The 6,649-nt window shown below is 42.5% G+C and carries 5 protein-coding genes and 1 pseudogene; 3 read left to right on the forward strand and 3 right to left on the reverse strand.

The genetic code is table 11. The features are described 5' to 3' along the window. Positions 1–196: 196 nt before the first annotated feature. On the reverse strand, positions 197–799 hold the full coding sequence (locus H5202_RS16540) for a hypothetical protein (protein WP_182773043.1): 603 nt from the start codon (positions 797–799) through the stop codon (positions 197–199). A gap of 12 nt (positions 800–811) precedes the next feature. On the opposite strand from H5202_RS16540, the gene H5202_RS16545 reads away from it, so the two are divergent. Continuing rightward, positions 812–988: a hypothetical protein gene (locus H5202_RS16545; protein WP_182773044.1), complete on the forward strand. Its 177-nt coding sequence runs from the start codon at positions 812–814 to the stop codon at positions 986–988. A 6-nt stretch (positions 989–994) separates the two neighbouring features. On the opposite strand, the gene H5202_RS16550 is transcribed toward H5202_RS16545, so the two are convergent. Together H5202_RS16550 and H5202_RS16555 are read right to left on the reverse strand one after the other, a co-directional pair. After that, positions 995–3,337: a YgiQ family radical SAM protein gene (locus H5202_RS16550; RefSeq protein WP_182773045.1), complete on the reverse strand. Its 2,343-nt coding sequence runs from the start codon at positions 3,335–3,337 to the stop codon at positions 995–997. Between the two features lie 202 nt (positions 3,338–3,539). Beyond that, a complete protein-coding gene (locus H5202_RS16555; protein ID WP_182773046.1) occupies positions 3,540–3,935 on the reverse strand; it encodes an MAPEG family protein in 396 nt (131 codons plus the stop codon). Between the two features lie 164 nt (positions 3,936–4,099). On the opposite strand from H5202_RS16555, the gene H5202_RS16560 reads away from it, so the two are divergent. Beyond that, the gene (locus tag H5202_RS16560) at positions 4,100–5,320 is read left to right on the forward strand and encodes a threonine/serine exporter family protein (RefSeq protein ID WP_182773047.1); all 1,221 of its coding nucleotides are present in this window, start codon (positions 4,100–4,102) and stop codon (positions 5,318–5,320) included. Between the two features lie 252 nt (positions 5,321–5,572). After that, positions 5,573–6,649, forward strand: a pseudogene (locus H5202_RS16565) (hypothetical protein); the annotation flags it as partial.

A 6,649-nucleotide genomic window follows, 5' to 3' on the forward strand; every position in this document is an offset into this window, starting at 1 on the left:
GTTTGGTTAAAAAGCGAAAATGTTGCCGGAACGGCAGGGGTGATCCAAGAGGGGATTGCTGTTGATCCCCTTTTGGCCCGTGCAGGGTGGAACCTTGCGATCTTAATTCAAACGAAGTTTGAAAAGTCTGATATCGGTGAAGCGCCACGACGTTAGTGGCCGCAGGCCATGCCTAACCGATATACTTATCAAAAACCTATTTATATCCCCAAGGCGCTGGCGGTAATGCCACTGGTTGAGATAAATCAAACTCGACTTTAAAATCTCGATCCTCACGACTTAAACGATAGGTAAAAGTATGCGCTTCAATCATCATCTGCCATTCGTTAGTAACCGACTGTGTTAAGCCATTTTGTTTAAAATTAGCAATAGAGTCTGCATCAACAGGAAAAGTCTGCATATTTGCGGTACCGGTATCGCGGGTCTCTCCACCATACATGGTCACTTTGTCATCGCTGCCATCTTTATGACGATGATCATGCTTTAAGCGCAATCCGGTATCGGTTTGAGTTATCACCCAAGTGCGAGAGTGATCAGCGCCTACATGAAATGGAATACGTAACTGATGATCGGTGCAGTCTCTTACGTGCATAATTAATGGTTTGCCACTAAAGCCATCCCCTTCACTGCCGCCAGCAGTGATTTTACCGGCAAAAGCTTTACCACAAAGAGCGCTAATCGCTTCAAAAAATTGCTGTTGCTGTACCGAGTTTGCGGCATAAGCAGGATTAACCAACATAGCGCTACCACACAGCAATACACCACTGAGATATCCGCTAAACCTAATTAACGTTGGCATAATGATCATTCCTTGTTTATCAAACCATTGAGTAATTTAATCAATAAAGTGCAGTCGTATAACAAAACGGCTACTGAGCTGACTAAATTAAAAGACGAAAGTACCGAACAAGATTACCTTGTTATTGAATCTATTACTGCTAAAAAAACAAAACCCGCAAACGTTAATGCGGGTTTTTTATGGCGGTAAGTTAGCTTACTTGGCGTATTTAGATTTAGTCGCCCAAGTGTTCGCTTTAGCTGGACGCTTAGCACCTTGGCTGTTGGGCGCCTGGCCTTTTGCCGCTTGGCCCGAAGCCTTCGCTGGAGATTTAGGCTTTTGCCCTACTGGCTTAGAACTGCCTTTATCCGCTTTAGCACTGCCTTTATCCGATTTAGTGTTGCCTTTTCGGTCTTCAAACTGATCGGCAGAAAAACGCGTCATGGCTTTTTGGCCGCTTTGTTCTTTCGCTTTAGCCGATGGCTTTTGGCCCCACTTCACTTTAGTTTGCTCGTTACGCGTTTCGGGTGGTACCAAATGATTTGGACCATTACCAATTAACGACTCTTTACCCATAGCAACTAAGGCTTCACGGATCATCGGCCAGCCCATTGGGTCGTGGTAACGCAACAAGAATTTATGCAATTTACGCTGACGACCTTTTTTAGGCACTGTCACTTGTTCACTATCATGCTTAATGTTTTTCAGTGAGTTAAGTTCGGTATGATAAATCGTGGTCGCATTTGCCATCGGAGATGGATAAAAGTTTTGGACCTGGTCGAGCTTAAATTTCTGCCCTTTTAACCATAATGCCAAATTAACCATGTCTTCATCGGTAGTACCAGGATGCGCCGAAATAAAGTACGGAATTAAAAACTGTTCTTTACCCGCTTCTTTAGAAAACTTATCAAACAGTTCTTTAAACTTGTCATAGGTTCCCATACCTGGCTTCATCATTTTACTGAGCGGGCCTTCTTCGGTATGTTCAGGGGCAATTTTTAAATAACCGCCCACATGATGCTTAGCTAACTCTCTAATATATTCAGGGTTTTCGATAGCCAAATCGTAACGAACGCCCGAAGCAATTAACACTTTTTTAATGCCCGGCACTTCACGTGCCGCTTTGTATAAGTCGATGGTGTGTTTATGGTCGGTGCCTAAATGGCCACAAATAGACGGGAACACACACGATAAACGTCGACAGGTTTTCTCCGCTTTCTCACTGGTACAACCTAAACGGTACATGTTCGCCGTTGGGCCACCCAAGTCAGAAATGACGCCGGTAAAACCAGGCACTTTTTCTTGAATATCTTTAATTTCTTTGATGATCGACTCTTTCGAGCGACTTTGAATAATGCGTCCTTCATGCTCGGTAATCGAACAGAATGAACAACCACCAAAACAACCGCGCATGATATTGATGGATGTCTTAATCATATCGTAGGCAGGAATTTTTTCTTTGCCGTACATCGGATGCGGGATGCGTTGATAAGGTAAATCGAATACCGCATCCATTTCGTCGGTGTTTAATGGCCACGCAGGTGGGTTTACCCATACACCACGGTTGGCATCGTGTGGTTGAAACAACGCACGGGCACAACCCGGGTTTTGCTCTTGGTGCAAAATACGCGAGGCATGGGCATACAAATACTTGTCTTCGCTGACCTTGTTATAGGCAGGAAGTAGCACATAGGTTTTTTCCCATGGCTTTGGACGAGGCGGTTGAACGCTAATGGCCTTAGGAGCCTCGTTATCAAAAATCTTTTCGTCTGTTGGACCTGACAAATTACTGCAACCAACATCATCAGCACCATATGGGCTAGGTAATGGCTCAATTTTATGTAATTGGTCAATTTTGCGTGAATCCATGCCACGCCAACCGGGCATAGGCTCTTTACGCATTGTTGCGGTACCACGAACATCGTCAATATCGCCAATGGCTTCACCAGCAGCAATACGGCGTGCAACTTCCATTAATGGTCGTTCAGCATTGCCGTAAATTAAAATGTCGGCTTTAGCGTCAAAAATCACACTGCGACGAACTTTATCCGACCAATAATCATAATGGGCAATACGGCGTAAGCTGGCTTCAATACCGCCAATAACAACGGGTACGTCTTTAAAGGCCTCTTTACAACGCTGGGTGTACACGGTTACCGCACGATCTGGGCGTTTGCCACCAATATCACCAGCAGTGTAAGCATCATCATGACGTAACTTGCGGTCAGCGGTATAACGGTTAATCATCGAATCCATGTTGCCAGCGGTTACCCCAAAAAATAGATTTGGGCGACCTAGCTGCATAAAGTCTTCTTTGTTTGACCAATCAGGCTGCGAAATAATACCCACACGATAACCTTGGGCTTCTAACATTCGCCCAATCACCGCCATACCAAAACTTGGGTGATCAACATACGCGTCGCCAGTCACGACAATAATATCGCAACTATCCCAACCTAAAATATCCATCTCTTTACGAGACATGGGTAAAAAAGGTGCTGTTCCGTAGCATTCAGCCCAAAACTTTGGATAATTAAATAACGTTGACTCAACTTGCATGTATATGACCTACATAAATGGGGAAAACCAGCCTAGCTGATCCGATGACAACATCAGCCTACGGCTGAATTTAACGGACGCGGAGTATAGCAGTACAGCGGCACTAAGTGTGACTAAAAAAACATCAAAAGTGAAATATTTTTATCCCTTTATAACCTTGTAAAACACGCGGGAATATTGCTATTCCCGTATACTTTCAATACTATAACCCTAGAAAGAAGCCAATATTAGCGACCGCTAAAACTAATAGCACAATCCAAGTGGTTAACACACTCCAAAAACGACCGAAGTGATGGCCGCCTTGACCTTGATTTAATCCAATAGCATGTAATAAACGCGCAACAATCCAAGCCGTGCCCAAACTGTGAATCAAGTAAACCGGCATACCATTCAGTTCAGCCAGTGCTAACAAAATTAGTGCTATGGGCGCATTTTCCATTAAATTGCCATGAGCTCTTATTGCAATGGATAATCCTTGATGGCCACCATCACCGATGCCTATTTTATTCACTCGGCGGAATTTTACCACTTTGTAAGATAATGCTAAAACCAACAGCGCCGTTAAGCCGGCATATAAACCCGATACCATCAATGTCATGTGTTATTCCTTAAGTCGACTATATTGTTATTATTAGACTAATCTTTGATTTGTTGATGTTATGACTGCATTTTGAATCAGTTTGGCTGTAAACACACGCCTTAATCGGTTAATATTCGCGCCAAAATAAGCTCAATACCTTAACAAAGAGTGACTACTGCCCAGTGGATAATCAGGATTTTTTAGAAAAACGTAGATTTATCATTAAATTAGGTAAATATCTGCACAAGTTTGGTACTCCTGCGTATCGCTTAGAATCCCATTTACAAACGGTATGTAATACCCTCGGTATTGAAGGCTATTTCTTAATATCGCCAACATCGATGACATTTGTACTCCAACATGACACTGAGCAAGAATATAATCACGTTGCACGCGTTAAACCTGGCGATTTAGATTTAGGCTCATTAGCACGTACTTTTGAATTAGTTGAAGAGCTCAGTTCTGGACAGCGAACCCTGCAAGAAGCGTTAGAGCGCTTAGAAGAAATTGCCAATAAACCTAATCCTTATGGCCATAAACTGACGCTGTTAGCTTTTGGTTCAAGTGCGGGTGCATTCGCGATGTTAATGGGTACCGGTTGGCATGACGTTTTTTGGTCAGCTATTTTAGGCTTGCTGGTATACAGCTTAGTTTTTTGGGCGGAACGCTCAAAACGTATAGCAGAAATGCTCGAACCTATGGCGGCTGTGGTTTGCGCTATCTTGGCGACGGGGATTGCGCAATTTGACCCGAGTATCAATTTGCCTGTGACCATTTTGTCTGGGATCATTATTTTTGTTCCTGGTCTTGCACTCACACTCGGCTTAGCAGAGCTTGCCGCCCGCGACTTAATCTCCGGTACTGCACGTATTATGGATGCTGTAATGCAATTGTTTAAATTGTATTTCGGCGCAGTACTTGGTATGACTATTGGTAAAGCTATATTTGGCGAGACAATTTATATAGAGCCAATACCACTACCCCGTTGGGCTATTTGGTCTGCGGTGCCGTTATTGTCTATGTCACTGGCAATCATCTTTAAGGCACGTTTAAAAGACTCTCCTTGGGGCGTGTTTGCCGGCATTGTGGCATTTTTCTCTGCCATGTTAGGCGGGATTTACTTAGGGGAATCTATTGGTATTTTTGTTGGTGCGTTAGCTGTAGGTATTTATTCAAATCTATATGCTCGTTGGATGAAGGCTCCAGTGTCTATTGCCTTGCTACAAGGTATCGTCATCCTCGTTCCCGGTAGCAAAACCTATATTGGTCTTAATGCATTAATTTCGGGCGAAACCATGTTGAATCAAGCCCATTTAGGCTCACAAATATTCCTAATCTTTATGTCCTTAATCGCTGGACTCATATTCGCTAACGTTATCGTGCCTCCCCGTCGATCGTTATAAATCTAACAACTTACCATTACATTCAGATCGAAATAAGGGCAGCTATAAATACTGCCCTTATTTTTTAACAACTCAAATACCCATACTTTTTTAATGGCTTAATGATATATATATTCAAGCTAAATGTTTGACTATTATGTTATTCAGGTATGATATGAAACAAAGAGGCAACATAAAAGGTTCATATTGAAAACAACAATTCTATTTTTACAGGCCTCTCAAACACATAACAATAAAAATAAGGACGAAGCCATGCCAATCATATTTATGGCAGTATTTTTTTTCGTCATCCTGCTTTCTTCGCCTGCTGTTCAAGCAACTATTGCTGACAGTCCGGCACAGTTAAAAGCCAACGATGACTCTGTCACTACGCCCTCTAGTCCATCGACAATCAATAAGCATGATGTCGAAAAAGTCGCAAACATTGTAATTGTTAGTCATCCTATTTTTGATGAGTCAGCTCCGGACGCTATTTTCCTTCACCGTTGGGCAAACTATCTGCATATTAATACCAAAGAGTCGACCATCCTCAATAGCTTAAGCTTTGAAAAAGGCGAAAAAATTACTCAAAAAGATCTTGAAGAAGCGCAGCGCTTATTACGTTACGAGTCTTATATTCGAGATGCTGATATCAACATCGCCAGAAAAGATCCACTCGCCGACGACAACGTTGAAGACGTGGTATTAGTCGAAACCTGGGATAACTGGTCATTACTGCCGACAGTCAGTTTGAGTAAAAATGGCGGCGACACTAAATATTCCTTCGGTATGAAAGAAGATAACCTGCTGGGATTAGGGGTTAAAACTAAAATAAAATACCAATCAAGTGCCGATCGTACCGGTTACAAGTTTGCCTTTGATGCCCCAGTAAGATGGATTAAACACGGTAACGTTTCAGTTGATTTTTACGACAACAGTGACGGCCAAGCATCTGCACTTGCTTTTAATAAGCCCTTTTACACCCTTGATACCCAAAACATGTACTCAGCGTCATGGTTAACAGATACCCGCATCGACACCATAAGACAAAATGGCCAAGACATTAACGAATTTGAACATGTTATTGATTATGCTAACGTTGGATTTGGTTGGTTAGTCGATAAAACGCCAGATCAATTGCACCGTATTAGCCTAGGGATAACCCAAGACCAACATCAATTCAATAACATCGACGATTACCCTATTTCACCATTACCGTTTGATCGTGAGTTTGTTTACCCTTGGATCAGCTACGAATACCTGCAAGACCAATACACAGTGCTGCACAATATTCATCTAATTAATAATAACGAAGACTTTAACTTAGGTTGGCACCACACTGTAAGTTTA

Origin of the sequence: Shewanella sp. SG41-4 (genome assembly GCF_014164505.1) — a bacterium.
In the GTDB taxonomy this organism is placed as follows: domain Bacteria; phylum Pseudomonadota; class Gammaproteobacteria; order Enterobacterales; family Shewanellaceae; genus Shewanella.

Coding starts and splice junctions, on each gene's coding strand:
- H5202_RS16540 (WP_182773043.1), bottom strand. CDS start 799: ATGCCAACGTTAATTAGGTTTAGCGGATATCTCAGTGGTGTATTGCTG.
- H5202_RS16555 (WP_182773046.1), bottom strand. CDS start 3,935: ATGACATTGATGGTATCGGGTTTATATGCCGGCTTAACGGCGCTGTTG.
- H5202_RS16550 (WP_182773045.1), bottom strand. CDS start 3,337: ATGCAAGTTGAGTCAACGTTATTTAATTATCCAAAGTTTTGGGCTGAA.